The sequence below is a fragment of the Marisediminicola sp. LYQ85 genome (assembly GCF_046600695.1).
GTDB lineage: Bacteria > Actinomycetota > Actinomycetes > Actinomycetales > Microbacteriaceae > Marisediminicola.
Window position 1 is genome coordinate 121,010 of the sequence record NZ_JBKIWO010000001.1, and the last position, 17,377, is coordinate 138,386.

At 68.1% G+C, this 17,377-nt stretch carries 14 protein-coding genes; 7 read left to right on the plus strand and 7 right to left on the minus strand.

Translation table 11 applies throughout. The annotated features are described in order from the left end of the window. Window positions 1-7: 7 nt before the first annotated feature. From ACLHG5_RS00530 to ACLHG5_RS00540, 3 genes are read left to right on the plus strand one after another with little or no spacing between them, the layout of a single operon-like run. On the plus strand, window positions 8-1,090 hold the full coding sequence (locus ACLHG5_RS00530) for a nitroreductase family protein (protein WP_411317546.1): 1,083 nt from the start codon (window positions 8-10) through the stop codon (window positions 1,088-1,090). A 2-nt stretch (window positions 1,091-1,092) separates the two neighbouring features. Beyond that, window positions 1,093-2,058: a lysylphosphatidylglycerol synthase domain-containing protein gene (locus ACLHG5_RS00535; protein ID WP_411317547.1), complete on the plus strand. Its 966-nt coding sequence runs from the start codon at window positions 1,093-1,095 to the stop codon at window positions 2,056-2,058. A gap of 2 nt (window positions 2,059-2,060) precedes the next feature. Continuing rightward, window positions 2,061-3,299 carry a polysaccharide pyruvyl transferase family protein gene (locus ACLHG5_RS00540; protein WP_411316161.1) on the plus strand — a complete coding sequence of 413 codons (1,239 nt, stop codon included), beginning with the start codon at window positions 2,061-2,063 and terminating at the stop codon, window positions 3,297-3,299. On the opposite strand, the gene ACLHG5_RS00545 is transcribed toward ACLHG5_RS00540, so the two are convergent. Genes ACLHG5_RS00545 through ACLHG5_RS00555 form a run of 3 tightly spaced genes read right to left on the minus strand, consistent with a single transcriptional unit; the run spans window position 3,296 to window position 7,330 of the window. Continuing rightward, window positions 3,296-4,804 carry a hypothetical protein gene (locus ACLHG5_RS00545; RefSeq protein WP_411317548.1) on the minus strand — a complete coding sequence of 503 codons (1,509 nt, stop codon included), beginning with the start codon at window positions 4,802-4,804 and terminating at the stop codon, window positions 3,296-3,298. The genes ACLHG5_RS00540 and ACLHG5_RS00545 overlap by 4 nt on opposite strands. After that, a complete protein-coding gene (locus tag ACLHG5_RS00550; RefSeq protein WP_411317549.1) occupies window positions 4,801-6,399 on the minus strand; it encodes a DUF2142 domain-containing protein in 1,599 nt (532 codons plus the stop codon). The genes ACLHG5_RS00545 and ACLHG5_RS00550 overlap by 4 nt, the downstream gene beginning before the upstream one ends. Next, window positions 6,389-7,330 carry a glycosyltransferase family 2 protein gene (locus tag ACLHG5_RS00555; protein WP_411316158.1) on the minus strand — a complete coding sequence of 314 codons (942 nt, stop codon included), beginning with the start codon at window positions 7,328-7,330 and terminating at the stop codon, window positions 6,389-6,391. The genes ACLHG5_RS00550 and ACLHG5_RS00555 overlap by 11 nt, the downstream gene beginning before the upstream one ends. Window positions 7,331-7,511: 181 nt before the next feature. Here ACLHG5_RS00555 and ACLHG5_RS00560 point away from each other — a divergent pair, with 181 nt between their 5' ends. Then, complete coding sequence (locus tag ACLHG5_RS00560) at window positions 7,512-10,001, plus strand: glycosyltransferase (protein WP_411317550.1); 2,490 nt, start codon at window positions 7,512-7,514, stop codon at window positions 9,999-10,001. Between the two features lie 71 nt (window positions 10,002-10,072). On the opposite strand, the gene ACLHG5_RS00565 is transcribed toward ACLHG5_RS00560, so the two are convergent. The 3 genes from ACLHG5_RS00565 to ACLHG5_RS00575 all read right to left on the minus strand — a co-directional run bounded on the left by ACLHG5_RS00565 (window position 10,073) and on the right by ACLHG5_RS00575 (window position 13,940). Then, window positions 10,073-11,350, minus strand: coding sequence for an O-antigen ligase family protein (locus ACLHG5_RS00565; RefSeq protein WP_411316156.1), 1,278 nt, complete (start codon window positions 11,348-11,350; stop codon window positions 10,073-10,075). Further along, on the minus strand, window positions 11,347-12,687 hold the full coding sequence (locus tag ACLHG5_RS00570) for an O-antigen ligase family protein (RefSeq protein WP_411317551.1): 1,341 nt from the start codon (window positions 12,685-12,687) through the stop codon (window positions 11,347-11,349). Before ACLHG5_RS00570 ends, ACLHG5_RS00565 begins: the two co-directional genes overlap by 4 nt. A 71-nt stretch (window positions 12,688-12,758) precedes the next feature. Then, on the minus strand, window positions 12,759-13,940 hold the full coding sequence (locus tag ACLHG5_RS00575; protein ID WP_411316154.1) for an acyl-CoA dehydrogenase family protein: 1,182 nt from the start codon (window positions 13,938-13,940) through the stop codon (window positions 12,759-12,761). A 208-nt stretch (window positions 13,941-14,148) separates the two neighbouring features. Here ACLHG5_RS00575 and manA point away from each other — a divergent pair, with 208 nt between their 5' ends. Then, a complete protein-coding gene (gene manA / locus ACLHG5_RS00580; protein WP_411317552.1) occupies window positions 14,149-15,387 on the plus strand; it encodes a mannose-6-phosphate isomerase, class I in 1,239 nt (412 codons plus the stop codon). A 10-nt stretch (window positions 15,388-15,397) separates the two neighbouring features. Here the strand turns inward: manA and ACLHG5_RS00585 are convergent, their stop codons facing one another. Then, window positions 15,398-15,808 (minus strand): GtrA family protein, encoded by a 411-nt coding sequence (locus ACLHG5_RS00585; RefSeq protein WP_411316152.1) that lies wholly within the window; start codon window positions 15,806-15,808, stop codon window positions 15,398-15,400. Window positions 15,809-15,857: 49 nt separating this feature from the next. Here ACLHG5_RS00585 and galE point away from each other — a divergent pair, with 49 nt between their 5' ends. Next, window positions 15,858-16,826: a UDP-glucose 4-epimerase GalE gene (gene galE / locus ACLHG5_RS00590; protein ID WP_411316151.1), complete on the plus strand. Its 969-nt coding sequence runs from the start codon at window positions 15,858-15,860 to the stop codon at window positions 16,824-16,826. 165 nt (window positions 16,827-16,991) lie between these two features. Next, the gene (locus tag ACLHG5_RS00595; protein WP_411316150.1) at window positions 16,992-17,357 is read left to right on the plus strand and encodes a WhiB family transcriptional regulator; all 366 of its coding nucleotides are present in this window, start codon (window positions 16,992-16,994) and stop codon (window positions 17,355-17,357) included. The last annotated feature ends 20 nt before the right edge of the window (window positions 17,358-17,377 follow it).

The following is a 17,377-nucleotide window of genomic DNA, read 5'->3' on the forward strand; positions in this document are numbered from 1 at the left end:
GCCGCGCGTGCTGAACCGACTCAAGAACATCGCGAAGGACCTCCTCGCGATCGCGTGGATCCGCCGCATCTACGAGAACGTCAACAGGGCGTTCCTCGAGACCTTCGGATCGAGCCGCATCCTCTCGCACCTGTTCTTCTTCGTGAGCTTCATCACGTTCAACCGCGAGCAAGCGGCGACGCTCCGCGGGCGCCGCAACTACTACCGCAACAAGAAGGCGCACCGCCGCTCGCACGTCGAGTTGCGCCGTAACATCCACCGCTTGGAGAAGGGCCTCATCATGCGGCCGCGGCGCGAGGTCTTCGCGCGCGACTACATCGGCGAGACGCTCGAGTTCTACCGGTTCGCCGCGCAGCAGGTCGCCGCATCGCCTTCGTCTATGGACCGGGGCGAGATGGACTGGGCGCACAACGTGCTCGAGGAGTTCTTCTCGGCGACGGGCACGACCGACCCGACCATCTCGGCCGCCCGTGCGGCGTTCGAGGCCGTCGGCTACCGTCCGAGCGAGACCGGGTTGGTGCCGTACCACAAGAAGCAGATCTCGTCGGTGACGTTCGAACAGCTCGAGGAACTCGCGATGCAGCGCCGCTCGGTGCGCTGGTTCGACGACCGGCCGGTGCCGCGCGAGTCGATCGACCGCGCGCTCGAAGTGGCGCGTCAGGCCCCGACCGCGTGCAACAGGCTCCCCTACGAGTTCCGGGTCTTCGACGACGAGAAGATGGTCCGCACCGTCTCGTCGATCCCCTTCGGTGCGGCGGGATACGCCCACAACATCCCCGCGATCGTCGTCGTCGTCGGCAAGCTCGACAGCTACTTCAGCCCGCGCGACCGCCACGCGATCTACGTCGACTCGTCTCTCGCGGCGATGTCGTTCATGTTCGGCCTCGAGACCCTCGGCCTGAGCTCGAGCGTCATCAACTGGCCCGATTTCGAGCCTCTCGAGGTCAAGATGCAGCGCACGCTCGGCCTCGAGGTCTCGGAGCGGGTCGTCATGCTCATCGCCGTCGGCTATGCGCACCCGGAAGGAATGGTCCCCTACTCGCAGAAGAAGGAGCTCGACTCCATCCGCCGCTTCAACGCGCTCGGCTGATCGTGCGGGTTCCGCAGTGGCTGCGCTCGAAGAAACTCTGGCGTCGGGTCGCGACCGTCGTGATCGTCGGGGTCGTGGGCGTGCTGTTCACGCTCGCCCTCGTCGAGAACTGGGCGCAGGTGCGGGAACAGGACCTCTCGTTCAGCTGGCTCTGGATCGTGGCGATCGTGCTGTTCGCGGCCGCGGTTCCCCTCTCGGGAGTGCTGTGGGCGGCGATCGTCAACAGGTTGAGCGAGCCGGGGCTCCACGTCTCCGTGCGCGACGGTGTCATGGTGCACTCCGCCTCGTGGTTGCTCAAATACATCCCCGGGCAAGTGGGCTCGCTCGTCAACAAGGTCATGTGGGGCGCGAAGCAGGGGTTCAGCCGCGCCCTCATCGTTATCACGTTCATCTACGAGAACGTCTTCCTCCAGGTCGCGTCGATCGTGCCGAGCGCGATCATCCTCCTCGTCGTCGCGGGGCCTGACGCCTTCGCCCTCGACGGCCTCACGATCGTGCTCGCGATCGCGGCGGCCGGTCTCCTCGTCGTCGTGCTCACACCGCCCCTGTTCCGTCGCGTGCTCGACGTCGTGAGCCGTCGCGCGATCAAGCGTGACCTCCCGCCCGCCTACTTCCTGCCCGTCACAGCGTCGGCGGGCTTCATCCTCGCCTTCACGCTCCCGCGCGTCGTCAACGCGTTCGGCTTCGTCGCCGTCGTCGCGTCGTTCCGGCCCATCGAGCCGTCGGACTGGGCGCTGCTCTCCGCGGCCTACGTGCTCGCCGGGGCGATCGGCATCCTCGCCGTCTTCGTGCCGAGCGGCCTCGGTGTGCGCGAGGGCGTGCTCGCGGTGTGTCTCGTCGCCGGCGGCTTCACGATCGCCGAATCCATCGTCGCGGCCATCCTCGCGCGCCTCCTGAGCACGGCGGCCGACGCGGTCGTGGCTATGCTCTATGGGTCCCTCCGTGCCCTCTCCAAGAAAGACTCCTGACTGTGCGCTCTCCCCACATCTCGATCATCGGCTCCGCATTCTCGGGCAACAAGGGGGCTTCGGCGATGCTCGAGAGCGCGATCACGACGCTCCGCGCGAGGATCCCCGGGGTCACCTTCACCCTGTTCAGCATGTATCCGTCGGAGGATGCCGCGCTCAACGACCACGCCGACGTCGAGATCATCGACGCGCGACCGCGCCAGCTCGGGGTCAACATCAACACCCTCGCTCTCGCCTACCGGGTGCTCCGGCCCGCGAGGTCCATCCTCAGGAGCCGCTCGCGCGCCGTCGCGGCCCTCGCGAAGTCCGACGTGCTGCTCGATCAGGGCGGCATCACCTTCGCCGACGGGCGTGAGAAGTTCCTGCTCTACAACGTCGCCTCGATACTCCCCGCGCTCAACATCGGCACGGCCGTGTTCAAGTGCGCTCAGGCCGTCGGGCCGTTCATGTCGCCCGTCAACAGGATCGCCGCCAAGACGTTCCTGCCCAAGGTCGCGACGATCGTCACGCGCGGGCGCATCACGCACGACTTCGCTCGCGGGCTCGGTCTCACCAACATCCACGCGGGGGCCGACTACGCTTTCTCGCTCGAGCTCGACGGCACCGAGCACGATGTCGCCTCGAGTGTGCTCGACACCGCGTTCTTCGACGAGGGGCGCGTCGTCGGCATCAGCCCGAGTGTCGTCGTTCAGAAGAAGGTCGATGCCGCCGGCGCCGCGGGCGACTACAGCGCGCATGTCGTCGCTCTCATCAACCATCTGACCGCGCGGGGCCTCAAAGTCTTCCTCGTGCCGCACAGCGTGCGCACGGGCACCGACGCGACGCACAATAACGACCTGCCGCTGTGCCGCGACCTCTTCGCCCGCATCGACCACCGCGATCGCGTTCTCTTCGCCGACACCGAGCTGCCGTCGCAGGTTCTGCGATACCTCATCGGCCGCTGTGACTTCTTCATCGCGAGTCGGTTCCACGCGATGGTCTCGTCTCTCGCGATGAAGGTCCCGACCCTCGTGATCGGGTGGAGCCACAAGTACCGCGAGGTGCTCGAGATGTTCGACCTCGAGGAGTGGGCCATGGGGTTCGCGACAGCATCCGCCGACGCCATGATCGCGCGGTTCCGTGAGCTCGAGGCGGCGGAGGACAGCGTCAGGGCGAAGCTCGAAGAGCACTTGCCCGCCGTCAAGGCGCTCTCGGTGCAGCAGGCCGACCTCATCGCGGAGCTCGTGCTCTCGAAGCGCTAGTCCTCGAGCGCGCGCGGAGCCTCGGCGAGGGTCGCCCTGCGGGCGACGAGCACGGCGAGGAGGGCGAGGGTTCCCGCGACCGCGCCGACGATGCCGACGACGGGAGCCCACTCGGGAGCCCCGTTGCGGCCCGCGAGCACCATCGAGGTCGCCACGATGTCGCCGATTCCGGGCACGGTGTCTGCCCGGTAGGCGACGAAGGCCCACAGGTTCCATCCCCACAGCACCGTCATGGCCGCGGGGATGAGCACGATGCGCGCGCGCGGGAGGGCGGCGATACCGAGACCGAGGATGATCGCGATCGAGATCGTCGACGGGAGGAAGTACCTCCAGTTGTAGGCCCCGTAGCCGCTCGCGTGGCTGAGCTGCAGCACATAGGAGCCCGCGAGGTGACCGAGGATGAGGGTCGTGAGCAGAGCCATCTCGATTCGGCCCGCGGGGGTCAGAGGATTCTGCTTGCGACGGACGATCCAGCGGATGACGACCGCGATCGTGATGGCGACGAGCACGGCGAAGAGGGCGACGGACGCCGATTCGGCGAGCGCGCGGTAGTCCGTGGTCCCGCGGTGCAGCAGCGCGCGCGGCACGATCGTGTAGAAGTCGGGGTCGACGAGGTTGTCGACGAGGCTCCGCTCCTGCCGCGTGCCCACGGGGGCTTTCGGGGTCGAGCGGTACCAGGCCCCGCTGAGCTCGGCGTTGCGCACGTAGAACCACCCGAAGACCGCGATCGGCACGGCGAGGAGCACTCCCGTCGCGACGAGCGGCCGCAGGTACCAGCGTCGACCGCCCGCCCTACGGTGCAGGATGCCCGCAACGATGACCGCGACGACCGCGACTCCCCACGAGAGCACGAACGTCGCTTTCGTTCCGAAGCCGAGCGTCGAGACGATGACGAGCGGAATGAACAGTCTCGCGGAGATGCCGCTCTGGATGAGCCGGCAGCTGATCGTCACGGCGAGCAGGGAGAGGAGCGTCACGAGGAGGTCGTTGTAGACCTCGGCGGAGAACCGCAGGTAGTAGAAGGTGAAGCCGCCGATCGCCGGGAGGGTGATGGCGAGGGCGACGCGTCGGGTGTAGCCGAGAGTCCATCCCGCCCAGGCGAGAACGGCGAGGCCGGCGAGACCGATCACGGTGTTGACGAGCCGCAACACGAGAACGCCGTGGCGCCAGTCCGGGCCCGCGAGCGTCTCGCCCACGAGCGCGGCTCCGATCGCGTACCACAGCGGGGGGTGAGCCGACGAGAACTGCCGCGCGGCGATCTTCGCCTCGAACGACGGTTCGCCGTGCGTGGTCCACTCGTGGCCGACGGGCTGCGGAAGCTGTCCCTGTGAGACCTGGTAGACGTAGTCGAGGTGATCGAACGCATCGGCGGTCCCGACCCACGGAAGGGTCAGGATGCCGACGATCGTGACCGAGAGGAAGGTCACCGCGATCGCGATCCACGCGAGCGCGACGGTGACGGCGCCGGGGTCGAGCCGCCTGAGGGACGTCGTGAGTGTTGTCATCGAGGCGCTGGGGCCCTTTCGGGCGTGGAGCCGCCGTCGGTGGTGGCGGGGATGGCCGCCGCTGTCGCTGGTGTCTGAGCTTTCAGGGCACGCCACATCGCGACGACGGTGAGGGTGCACGTCGCGGCGACGAGAGTGCCGACGATCGCGAGACCGACGATGCCGAAGGTCGACGTCGCCGCCCAGTTGCCGAGCGAGCTCACGGGGGAGATGTTGTTGTCCCTGTTGTAGAAGCCGTCGAAGGCGAGGATGACGCCGTAGGCACTCACGGCGATCGCCGCGCACGTCGCGGCGAAGCCGAACCTCACCCGTGCGCGCTCGTCGCGGATCCCGCGCAGCGCACCGATGGCCGCGAGCAGGATGAGGGCGACGACGGCGGAGAAGAGGTAGCGACCCTGGATCGCGTAGGTCACCTGGGTGCGCTCGTAGACGCTCCACGTCGTGTAGCCGAGGAACAGCAGCGTCGCGATCGGGAACGACGCGAGGACCCAGGCGTCGCGCCGGAGCGGCCCGCGCCGGAAGGCGTAGATCGCGATCACCAGGAGGCTCACGACCGTGAGGAGGTCGGTGACGATCGACGACATCGGAATCTCGAGTCGACCGAAGTATCCCCAGAAGCTCGCGGAGAGACCGTTCCAGAACTGAGTGAGGTAGAAGTGGATGTCTGGCCCACTCCCCTCGGCCCACGGCACGCGGGGACGCGCCTCGGCGAGCCCACTCGGTTGCACTTCGCCGTAGAGCAGGATGTTGCGAATCCACCACCAGCCCCCGAGAGCTCCCGCGATGCCGAGGGGAACGAGTGCCGCGAGGATGCGGCGCCCCCACGGGATCGCGCGGCCCCGACCGAAGAGCATGACGACGGCGACGAACGGTACGGCGGGCAGACCCGTCCCCTTCGTGAAGATGAGGAGCCCGAGCACAACGCCCATCGCGACGAGGGTGCGCCATCGGGAGTCGCCCGTCATGACCTTCGAGGCGAGCCACGTGAGGGCCGCCGCGCCGAGGATGACCATCGAGTCGTTCGTGACCGACGACCCGATCTGGGCGACCTGCGGGATCAGGAGGATCGACACGGCGCCGACGAGGGCCGCGCGGGGCGACCCGGTCACGCGTCGCACGGCGCTCCAGATGAGCAGTGGGAGGGGGACGAGGAACAGCACGTTGAGCATGCGGAGCGTGAGCAACCCGATGTCCCACCGCTCGTCTTCGAAATCGGTGGCGGCGAGAACCGCGCCCGCGATGACGTAGTAGGTCGGCGGGTGCTGACTCATCTGGTCGATGCGGTCGCTGTCTCCGGGCGCTTCGGCCGTGAGCTCGTCGAACGTCTCACGCTCGTCGGCGCGGGTTCCCGGACCGAACTTGTCCATGAGGTGGACTGAGGCGAGGTACTCACCGTCGCCCGGGGCTGGCCACTCCGGATCTGTCGCCATGCGCACGGCACTGCTGTAGTGAGCACCCTCGTCGGGGGCGCGGAACGCCGGGGTCAGGAACGCCCACAGGGTCAGGATCGCGAAGAACGCCGCCGTAATGGCCACGAGGGCGTGACGTTCGCGGCGAGACGACCGCGGTCGCACCGGACGGGCGTCAGCTGCCATATCGCTGCATCTTGAGGTAGTCGAGCGTGTCTTCGCTCAACGTCCTGTTGATTCTCGTGAGGTCGGCGACGACGCCGATGACGAGGGAGAGCAGAGCGCCGATGAGCAGGAGCACACCGAGGAGCAGCGACTGCAAGTGGTCACCCGCGACCTCGAGCGTCGTGAGCACGAGGTACCTGATGAAGGGGATGAGGCCGAGGGCCGCAAGCAGGGCGCTGATCCACGCGAAGAGCGCGTAGGGGCGATACATGAGGTAGGCGCGCACGATCGCCGACCCCGACTGGAACATGTGCTCCCAGATGTTGCTGAACAAGCGCGACTCGCGCGTCTTCGCGTTGATCTCGATCGGCACGCTCGCGATCGCGAGTCGCTTGTAGCCCGCCTGGATGATCGTCTCCATGCAGTAGCTGAACCGCGTGACGATGTTGAGTCGGATGAGCGAGTACTTCGAGTAGGCGCGGAATCCGCTCGCCGCGTCGGGGAGGCTGAGCCCCGCGGCGCGACTGACGACCCAACTGCCGAACTGCTGCATCCGCTTCTTGAACGGGGAGAAGTGGGCGACCGTCGCGGTCTGGCGATCGCCGATGACGATCTCCGCCTCACCCCGGAGGATGGGCTGCACGAGGTCGGCGATGCGTGCCTGGGGGTACTGGTTGTCGCCGTCGGTGTTGACGACGATGTCGGCGCCGTGCAGGAGCGCGTAGTCGACGCCGTCGCTGAACGAGCGGGCGAGACCCATGTTGCGGGTGTGATGCACGAAGTGGGTGACCCCGTAGGACTTCGCGACCTCGACGGTGCGGTCGCTCGATCCGTCATCGATGACGAGGATGTGGATCTCGTCGATGCCGTCGATCTGCCGGGGGATCGATTCGAGCACGAGCGGAAGAGTCGTTTCTTCGTTGAGGCACGGAATCTGGATAAAAAGCTTCACAAAAATTCCTCGAGCGATGTCGCAGTCGGGCGGCGTCGGAGCCGCGCTCCATATCCACGATGTGCAGACAGTCTAATCCCCGGCGGTACACCCGTCGGCCAGCCGCCGCGTCGTGCCGACCGGGTCTCCCGCACCGGCACCAGTAGGATCGTCCGAGTCAACGGAGTGGAAGTGGGTCCCCATGCCTGAGCTGCGCCCAGGCGTCGTGTCTGTCGTCCTCGTCAACTATCGGGGTGCCGACGACACCATCGAGGCGATCCGCACTCTCGGTGAACTCGAGTGGCCGAGCGAACTGCTCGAGATCGTCGTCGTCGAGAACGCGTCGGGGGATGACAGCGCTGAGCGCATCCGCGCCGCCGCCCCGCACGTGACGCTCATCGTGTCGAAGACCAATACGGGGTTCGCCGGCGGGTGCAACCTCGGTGTCGCGTCGAGCTCGGGCGAGTTCATCGCGCTGCTCAACAACGATGCGAAGCCGGATGCCGCGTGGGTCAGCGCCGCGGTCGCGAAGTTCGGCGAATCGCCCCGCATCGGTGCCGTCGCGAGTCGCGTGCTCGACTGGGACGGCGAACTCGTGGACTACATCGGGTCGGCGATGACCTGGTACGGCATGGGATTCAAGCCCTGGACCGCCCAGGCGATCCCGAAGAGGGTCGACGACCCTACCGACGTGCTGTTCGGCACCGGGTCGGCGATGTTCGTACGCCGGTCGGTGTTCGACGAGCTCGGCGGTTTCGACGAGCGCTACTTCATGTTCTTCGAAGACGTCGACCTCGGTTGGCGACTCAACCTGCGCGGGTGGCGATACGCCTACGCGCCCGCTTCGCTCGCCTACCACAAGCACCACGCGTCGATGTCGTCGTTCGGTGCGCACAAGGAGACCTACCTGCTCGAGCGCAACGCGCTCTTCACGCTCTACAAGAATCTCGGCGACGAGTCGCTCACCGAGATCCTGCCCGCCGCCATGGCCCTGTCGGTGCGCCGCGGCATCTCGCAGGGGTCCGTTGACTCCGAGCAGTTCGAGTTGCGCTCGCCGGGCGCGAACGAGCCCGAGACGACGATCGCGTCGACCACGCTCGCGCCCCTCTTCGCGATCGACCGGTTCGTCGAGGAGCTGCCGTCGCTCCGCGCAGACCGCGAGCGGATCCAAGCGACGAGGGTCGTTCCCGAGAACCGCATCTGGCGGCTCTTCGGGCACGCCGACGCGCCCGTCTATCAGGAGGAGAGCTATCTCCGGGGGTATGAGAATCTCGTGACGACCTTCAACGTGACCGAGCCCCCTGCGACGCGCAACGTGCTCATCATCACGGGCGACCCTCTCGGCGACAAGATGGCGGGCCCCGCCATCCGCGCGTGGAACATGGCCGTCGCTCTCGCCGACGACAACGCCGTGACGGTCGTGACGCTCTCGGGAGCGGAGCCGCTCGACGCGCCGTTCGACATCGCCCACGTGCGAGCGGGCGACGATCGCGCGTTCGCGCCCTACGAGAAGTGGGCGGACGTCATCATCTTCCAGGGGCACGCGATGGCGGTCTTCTCGGCCCTGCGGTCGACGTCGAAGATCGTCGTCGTCGACATCTACGACCCCATGCACCTCGAGCAGCTCGAGCAGGGCCGCGAACTCCCGGCGGCCACGTGGGCGAAGCAAGTGGACGACGCGACCGACGTTCTCAACGAGCAGCTCGCGCGCGGCGACTTCTTCTTGTGCGCCTCCGAGCGTCAGCGGCACTTCTACCTCGGTCAGCTCGCGGCCCTCGGCCGCATCAACCCGGCGAACTACGCCGACGACCCCGACCTCGACGGGCTCATCGCCGTCGCCCCCTTCGGCATGACGAGCACCCCGCCCCGTCACGAGAAGACGGTGCTCAAGGGAGTGAAGCCCGGCATCGGTGCCGACGACAAGGTGCTCCTGTGGGGTGGAGGGCTCTACAACTGGTTCGACCCGAAGACCCTGATCCGCGCGGTCGCGAAGGTTAGCGAGACCCACGGCGACGTGCGGTTGTTCTTCCAGGGAACCAAGCACCCGCACCCCGGCGTGCCCGAGATGGCGATCGTCGCCGAATCGCGTCGCCTCGCCGCCGAACTCGGAGCCCTCGACACCTCGGTGTTCTTCAACGACTCGTGGGTCGACTACACCGACCGCCAGAACTACCTCACCGAGGCCGACGCGGGGGTGAGCACGCACTTCTCGCACGTCGAGACGACGTTCTCGTTCCGCACGCGCATCCTCGACTACCTCTGGGCCGAACTGCCCATGGTCGTGACCGAGGGTGATAGCTTCGCCGAGCTCGTCGCGACCGAGAAGCTCGGCATCGTCGTGCCCTCGGGGGATGTCGACGCTCTCGCGGCGGCGCTCGACCGCATCCTCTTCGACGAGAAGTTCATCGCCACGAGCCGACGGAACATCCGCAGGGTGCGCACGCGGTTCTTCTGGGAGGAGACCCTGCGCCCCCTCACCGACTTCATGGCCCAGCCGGCGCACGCGGGTGACCGACAGGGTGTCGTCGGGGCGTCGGGCAGGGCGACCGATTCGGCGGCGATGCGGCGCAGGCAGCGGCCGCACGGCATCCGTCACGACGTGCAGCTCGCCGCCCACTACTTGAAGCACGGTGGCATCTCGACGGTCGCCCGCAAGGTCGGCAGCCGACTGAAGCGCTTGCGCGGGCGCTGAGCGGGCGCTGAGCGGGCACTCGACAGCCGAGCTGCGCCGCCCTACCGGCGCCGGGCGACGGGCGCCGCGGTCTACGCCTCGGGGAGTCGCGATCTCCAGCTCAGCTCGTGCGCCGAGCGCACGCAGCAGATCACGAGCAGGAGCCAGCCGAACTCGACGAGGATCGAGCTCTCGGCCGCCGAGGTGAGGATGAGTGCGACGAGCACGAGGGGGACCCACGCGAACACGACGCTCCGCTTGTTCGACGCGAGCAGCCACGATCGCACGAGCGTGAGCCCGAGGAGCGCGATGAACGCGAAGAGCCCGACGATGCCGGTCTGCAGGAGGACGTCGAGGTAGGCGTTGAGTGCCGACGAGTGCGCGGGCCCGAAGGGGTCGATGCCGATGTACGGGGGCAGGTCGCGCCGCCAGAGGCCGAGCCATCCGAAGCCCTCGACGGTTCTCGTGGCCGCGCGCTCGACGACGTCGAGCCAGAGGCTGTAGCGGAACTCGAACTCGCTGCCCGCGTCGAGCACGGCGATGAGTCGCGAGCGGAACACGAAGGCCGCGGTGAGCACGAAGACCGTCGTGCCGAGGAGCGCGAACTGCGCGACCCGTCGAGGGTCGGGATCGAGCCGGCGCAACCACACGAGCACGGCCGAGGTCACGGCGACGGCGGCGAGCACCCCGAGACTCACGGGCGACCCGGTGAACCACACCGAGAGGGCCGCGAGTACGATCGACCCCACCGCGAGCCCACGATCGGCGGACCGCGTGACGAGCTCGATCGAGAAGGTGATGAGCGCGATGACCGCGACGAGGCCGAGCTGGTTGCGCGTTCCGAGCAGGCCCTGGATGGGGCCGCCGTCGGCGAGGGACCCGTCGATCCTCAGGAACGGGGCCGAGGTGTCGAGGAGGATGCCGACGAGCACTTCGAGGGCGAGCGACGCGACGAGAACGGTGCGCAGCACATCACCGACCGCGCGGACGATCTGGATGAGATCGCGCCGCAGCGCCACGAAGACCCCGAGTGAGGCGAACGCGACCTGGTACGCGATCGAGCCGAGTGTCGCCCACTGGTAATCGCTCCAGAGGATCGTCGCTCCGCACCATCCGATGAAGAGGATGAGCGAGATCGGCAGCAACCCGCGCCACTCGATCTCCTCGCGCGACACAGCGAGGGAGGCGCCCGCGAGCACGACGAGGCACACGAGGGCGCCGATGAGCCCCTCCCACCCCATCGTCGCCTTGACCGTCGACGACAGGAAGGCGGTGCCGAGGATCGCGACGGTGAGCGCTTGGGTGAACCGTGCCGACGCGAGCACCGACACCCCGACCTCGATGAGGGTGCGGTGCGGCGGTGGGGTCACGATCGCACCTCGGCGTCGACCACGGAGGGGAGGGAGCGCGCCCTCGACGGGTGGCTCGCCTTCGTCGACGCGGCGAGGACGACGAGCAGGAGCCAGCCGCCCTCGATGAGCAACCGACTCTCGGCGAGCGACTGCACGAGGAGAGCCGTCATGAGCAGGGGGGCGGCGAGTGAGACGGACGAGAATCGTCCGCGCTCGGAGGCCGAGGTCACCACGCGATCGGTCGCGAGCAACCACGCGCGCAGTGTCGTCGAGAGAACGAGGGCGCCGAAGACCACGAGCCCGACGATCCCGAGTTGTAGCCACACGTCGAGCCACGCGTTGTGGGCGTGCAGCTGCACGACCCCGTTGCGGGTCACGAGGTCGGCGAACGGCTCGCGCCACGGCGCCCAGAAGCTGATCCATCCCCACCCGAGGGCGGGGCGCTGCTCGGCGAGTCCGATGACGGCCTCCCAGATCCCCGCCCGCCCGGTGAGGTCGGAGCTCTTGCCGAGGGTGCTCAGGATGCCCTCCCTCGCGACGAGGGCGATCGCGACGAGACCGACGCCCGCCACCGCGAGCGACCCGTAGACGATCGCGCGCGGCCGACCCGAGGGGGTGCGTCGCACGATCAGGATCATGGCGAGCACGACGGCGACGGCGACGAGGCCGAGGAGAACGGTCGCGGATCGGGTGATCGCGACCGTTGCGCCCGCGAGGGCGAGCCACGCGATCGCGCGTGATCGGCGGATCATGCCCGCCGCGAGTTGCACGCCGAGAACGATGATCGCGAGGAAAGCGACCATCGCGAGGAGGCTCGACGATCCGACGATGCCCTGCACGGGTTCGCCGTCGAGAAGCACGTTGCGCGACCAGAACAGCAGAAGGGGCGGGTCGACGCGATCGGCGCCCACGACCCACACGGGCAGCACGGGGGCACGCACGACGAAGGCCACGACGAGTTCGAAGACGAGCGACAGAGCGAGGATCGCCGTGAGCGCTCGACCGAGAGCCCGGAGGATCGCCGCGCGATCGACCGTGAGCGCGACAGCGAGCCCGATCGTCGTCGTGAGGAGCTGCAACAGGAGTCCGGCGGCGGACTCGAGCGGATAGCGCGACCACACGATCGACGCGGCGCACAGCGCGAGGAACGCGACGAGAGGCACGGGCACATCGCTCGCGCGGAGCACCAGGCGGTGCCTCACGAGCACGACGATCGCGAGCGCGAGCGACGCGATCACGACGACGCCGTAGCCCCACCACGTGATCGAATTGCGCCACGCGTCGGCGGCGAAGCCCGTGAAGAACACGAAGGCCGCGAACCCCGTGAGAAACCCGCGGCTATCGAGCGTCGTCATGGGGCAAGGCTACCGCCCGCACCCCGGTGATCCCGCGGCGGGAGGGCGGCAGCGCGGGTGGGCGGCGCCGATCAGACGAACGCGGCCTTGCCCGTGATCGCGCGACCCACGATGAGCGTGTTCATCTCGCGCGTGCCCTCGTAGGAGTAGATCGCCTCGGCGTCGGCGAAGTAGCGGATGACGTCGTAGTCGAGCACGATGCCGTTGCCACCCATGAGCTCGCGGCACCATGCCACGGTCTCCCGCATGCGCGCCGTCGTGTAGAACTTGGCGAGCGAGGCGTGCTCGTCTCGCTGGGTGCCCTCGTCGAGCATCGCCGACACGCGAGTGACCATGCCGATCGACGCGGTGATGTTGCCGAGACTCTTCGCGAGCAGGTCTTGCACGAGCTGGTGGCTGCCGATCGGCTTGCCGAACTGCACGCGCTCGTCGGCGTACTTCACGGCGGCGTCGTAGGCGCCGACCGAGTTTCCGACGGCGGCCCACGCGACCTCGGCGCGCGTGAGGCGCAGCACTGCCGCGGTCTCGCGGAACGACTTCGACTTCTGCAGGCGGTTGGCTTCGGGAACGACGACGTTCTCGAGGGTGATGTCGGCGTTCTGCACGATGCGCAGGGCCTGCTTGTTCTCGATGCGCGTCGCCGAGTACCCGGGCGTCGACGTCGGGACGATGAAGCCCTTCACCTGGCCGTCGGCGGTGTCCTTCGCCCAGATGATCGTCACGTCGCTGATCGAGCCGTTGCCGATCCACCGCTTGGCGCCGTTGAGCACCCACGAGTCCCCCTCGAGGGTCGCCGTCGTGCGCAGCCCCTGCGCCGCATCGGAGCCCGAGAGCGGTTCGGTGAGCCCGAATGCACCGAGCAGCTCTCCCGACGCGAACTTCGGGAGCCACTCGGCGCGCTGCTCGGGCGACCCCGCCACGGCGATGGACCCCATCACGAGACCGTTCTGCATTCCCACGAGGGTCGCGAGGCTCGCATCCACTCGCGCGAGTTCGAGAGCGACCCAGCCGCGGAAGACCGCGGAGTTGTCGAAGCGCTTGGTCTCCTCCCACGGTTGCCCGAAGAGTCCGAGGTCGGCGAGCCCTTGCACGATGTGGCGGGGGAAGAACTCCGCGTTCGACCACAGGTCGTTGACGAGGGGGCGGACCTCGGCTTCGAGGAACGCGCGCAACTCGATGATGAGGGCCTTCTCCTCGTCGCTGAGGGCGTTCTCGTATCCGTAGAAGTCGCTGCTGAGGGGCTCGAAGGTCATGACCTGCTCCATTGCTCGGTTTCGATGCTGGTTTCGGCGGCACGGTGTCACGTCGTGCGGCTCTCGGAGCCTAGATCGGGGAGGGTCGAGGGGCGAACGGGTTGGTAGTTTGGTCTAACGCGGCGCCAGCCCGAGTCGGGCACCTTTGTAGGTCGCGCCCACTCGTCGGCCGATCCCGAGGCAGTCGCCTCACGAGCGAAAGCACCGGATGTTCGTCAGCATCACCAACACCCCCAGGCCGTACGCGTGGGGTTCCCGCTCGGCGATCGCCGAGCTCGTCGGTCGCGAGAGGTCGGTCGAGCCCGAGGCCGAGCTGTGGTTCGGGGCCCACTCGGGTTCGCCGAGCGTCATCGTCGACCCCGCAGCCGTGGGCGGAGCGCGGACCCTCGACGAGTGGATCTCGGCCGACCCCGTCGCGGCTCTCGGGTCGCCCGACGCCGAGCGACTCCCGTTTCTGCTCAAGCTCCTCGCCGCCGAGGCTCCACTCTCGCTGCAAGCGCATCCGACTCCGGAGCAAGCGCGAGAGGGCTTCGCGCGGGAGAATCGCGCCGGGGTGCCCCTCGACGCGCCGAACCGCAACTACAGGGACGAGTTCGCGAAGCCCGAGATCCTCGTCGCGCTGAGCGAGACATTCGAGGCGGTGTGCGGCTTCCGTGAGCTCGCGGAGTCACAGGCGGTCATCCGCGACCTCGCCGAGCGGGCGGAGACGTCGTCTTCCCTCAAGCTCTGGGCGTCGAGGCTCGAGGGTCACGGGATCCCCGACGGCGCCGACCCCCTCGAGCACGCGGTCGCGTGGCTGAGCGCTGGCGGATCCGAGGTCGATGAGATCGTGCGCGTGCTCACGGCCACGTCGGCGGCGGTGTCGGCGGAGGAATCCGCTCCGCCCGCGACGCTGCTCGCCGCGCGCACCGTGGCCCTCCTCGCGGAGCACCACCCCGGTGACCCGGGGATCGCCGTCGCCCTCTTGCTCAACAGGGTGACCCTTCGGCGGGGTGAGGCGCTCTACCTGCCCGCGGGCAACATCCACGCCTATCTCCACGGCCTCGGCGTCGAGATCATGACGGCGTCGGACAACGTCTTGCGCGGGGGGCTCACGGTCAAGCACGTCGACGTCGGCGAGCTCACCTCGGTGCTCGACTTCTCGGCGACGCCGCCGCCCGTGATCGAGCCCGAGCGGCCGTCCGAGGGGATCGAGATCTTCCGGCCCGATGTGAGGGACTTCGTTCTCGCGCGAGTCGACGCCGCGTCGCGCGACGGGTCGGACCCCGTGCTCGTGGGCCTCACGGGCCCCGCGATCGCGCTCTGCACGGGAGGAGAGGTCGTGATCCGCGACGAGACGACGGGCGAGAACGCGACCCTGTCTCCCGGCCAGGCGAGCTACCTCACGCCCGAGGTCACCGCCGTGGCGGTCTCGGGGGGCGAACTGTTCGTCGCGATGCCCGGCTGAGCGGCGGGAGTCATCGGGGGCGCCTCCGGAACGAGAAGAACTTGTGCCCGAGGTAGCTCATGATCGTCGTGATCACGACGATCGTCGCTTGAGCGAGCCACGACGGCCACCCCGCGAGCTCGATGAACACGGGCAGGAGTGCCGCGTTGACGGCGAACATCACGACGTAGACGCTCTCGAAGCGCACGAAGTCGAGGATGACGTTCGACCGCCCCGTGAGGCCGAAGGTCACGCGCCGATGCAGCACGAAGGCGAGCACGGTCGCGAGAGCGTAGGAGAGCGCGAGGCTCACGAAGTACCTCCCGTCGAGGAGCGCTTCGAAGGCGAGGAAGAGCGCGTAGGCGACGACCGTGTTGACACCCCCGATGACAACGAACCGTGTGCGCTCGTCGGCGAGGAGGGTCCGGAGCCGAGGGTGCATCCCGCAAGCGTGCCACGGGGTGGTCCGCCGACGGTCATAGGCTTGCGGAATGACTTGGCTTGTGACCGGCGGTGCCGGCTATATCGGTTCTCACGTGGTGCGCGCTCTCGTCGACAACGGCCTCGCGGCCGTCGTCTACGACGACCTCTCGAGTGGTCGTGAGGAGTTCGTCCCGGCGAGCGTGCCCTTCGTGCGCGGGAGCATCCTCGACGGTGACGCTCTCGTGCGCAGTTTCGACGCGCACGGTGTCACGGGGGTCATCCACGTGGCCGGCTTCAAGTACGCGGGGGTGTCGGTGTCGCGCCCGCTCCACACCTACGCGCAGAACGTCACGGGCACGGCGACCCTCCTCGCGGCGATGGAGGATCGCGGGGTCGATCGCGCCGTGTTCTCGTCGAGCGCCGCGGTCTACGGAACGCCCGACACCGATCTCGTGACCGAGGACACCCCGAAGAACCCGCAGTCGCCCTACGGCGAATCGAAACTCATCGGCGAGTGGCTCCTGCGCGATCAGGAGGTCGCCGCCGGGTTGCGTCACACGTCACTGCGGTACTTCAACGTCGTCGGCTCCGGCAGTGACGGCGTCTTCGACGTGAGCCCGCACAATCTCTTTCCGATCGTCTTCGAGGCCCTGCTCGACGGCAGGACGCCGCGTATCAACGGAGCGGACTACGACACGCCCGACGGCACGAACGTGCGTGACTACATCCACGTCGTCGACCTCGCCCACTCGCACGTGCGCGCCGCCGAGCGCCTCGACGCGGGAGAGGGCCTCGAGGCGGCCTACAACCTCGGGAGCGGCGCGGGGGTCTCGGTCGGCGAGATCATGACGACGATCGCCGAGGTCACGGGCATCCCGTTCTCTCCCGAGGTGGGACCCCGCCGCCCCGGCGATCCCGCGCGCATCGTCGCGGCGGGGGACCTCGCCGCGCGCGACCTCGATTGGCGCATGCGGCACTCGCTCCACGACATGGTGTCGAGCGCCTGGAGCGCGAGACGGGGCACTGCCGCGTCGTGACGGTTGCGCATCGGCATCAAACCGTCGGCGCGTCGCCAACTCTCGATAGCCGGTTGAGGCTTTACGATTCGCGACTTGACGCGAGCTAACTACACGGGTGTAATTATCCCTAACGCGACAGGCGGACGCCGGAACGCCGTGCGGAGGGGAGATCGTGATATGGCTATGGCCAACGATGACAGGTCGAGCAGGCAACTGGACTCGGGGGAGTCGGGTTCCGTGAGGCGCGGGGTTCCCGACGACTGGTTCGTCGACCCGGTTCAGCTCGGAGTCCCCGGGGTCCGCAAGCCCCAGCTCGACGACGACAACCCGCTCGCGTGGCAGACCGACTCGCTGTGCGCGCAGACGGACCCCGAGGCCTTCTTTCCCGAGAAGGGCGGTTCGACTCGCGACGCGAAGAAGATCTGCCTCTCGTGCGAAGTGCGGTCGGATTGCCTCGAGTACGCCCTCCAGAACGACGAGAGATTCGGTATCTGGGGCGGACTCTCCGAGCGCGAGCGACGCAAACTGCGCAAGCGCGACAGCGCGTGACCTGAGTCGTCGAGCTCGGG

Excerpts from the sequence above, each read along its gene's own strand:
- ACLHG5_RS00550 (WP_411317549.1), bottom strand. The coding sequence starts at position 6,399 with ATGGCAGCTGACGCCCGTCCGGTGCGACCGCGGTCGTCTCGCCGCGAA.
- ACLHG5_RS00575 (WP_411316154.1), bottom strand. The coding sequence starts at position 13,940 with ATGACCTTCGAGCCCCTCAGCAGCGACTTCTACGGATACGAGAACGCC.
- ACLHG5_RS00560 (WP_411317550.1), top strand. The coding sequence starts at position 7,512 with ATGCCTGAGCTGCGCCCAGGCGTCGTGTCTGTCGTCCTCGTCAACTAT.
- manA (WP_411317552.1), top strand. The coding sequence starts at position 14,149 with ATGTTCGTCAGCATCACCAACACCCCCAGGCCGTACGCGTGGGGTTCC.
- ACLHG5_RS00570 (WP_411317551.1), bottom strand. The coding sequence starts at position 12,687 with ATGACGACGCTCGATAGCCGCGGGTTTCTCACGGGGTTCGCGGCCTTC.
- ACLHG5_RS00595 (WP_411316150.1), top strand. The coding sequence starts at position 16,992 with ATGGCCAACGATGACAGGTCGAGCAGGCAACTGGACTCGGGGGAGTCG.
- ACLHG5_RS00545 (WP_411317548.1), bottom strand. The coding sequence starts at position 4,804 with ATGACAACACTCACGACGTCCCTCAGGCGGCTCGACCCCGGCGCCGTC.
- galE (WP_411316151.1), top strand. The coding sequence starts at position 15,858 with ATGACTTGGCTTGTGACCGGCGGTGCCGGCTATATCGGTTCTCACGTG.
- ACLHG5_RS00585 (WP_411316152.1), bottom strand. The coding sequence starts at position 15,808 with ATGCACCCTCGGCTCCGGACCCTCCTCGCCGACGAGCGCACACGGTTC.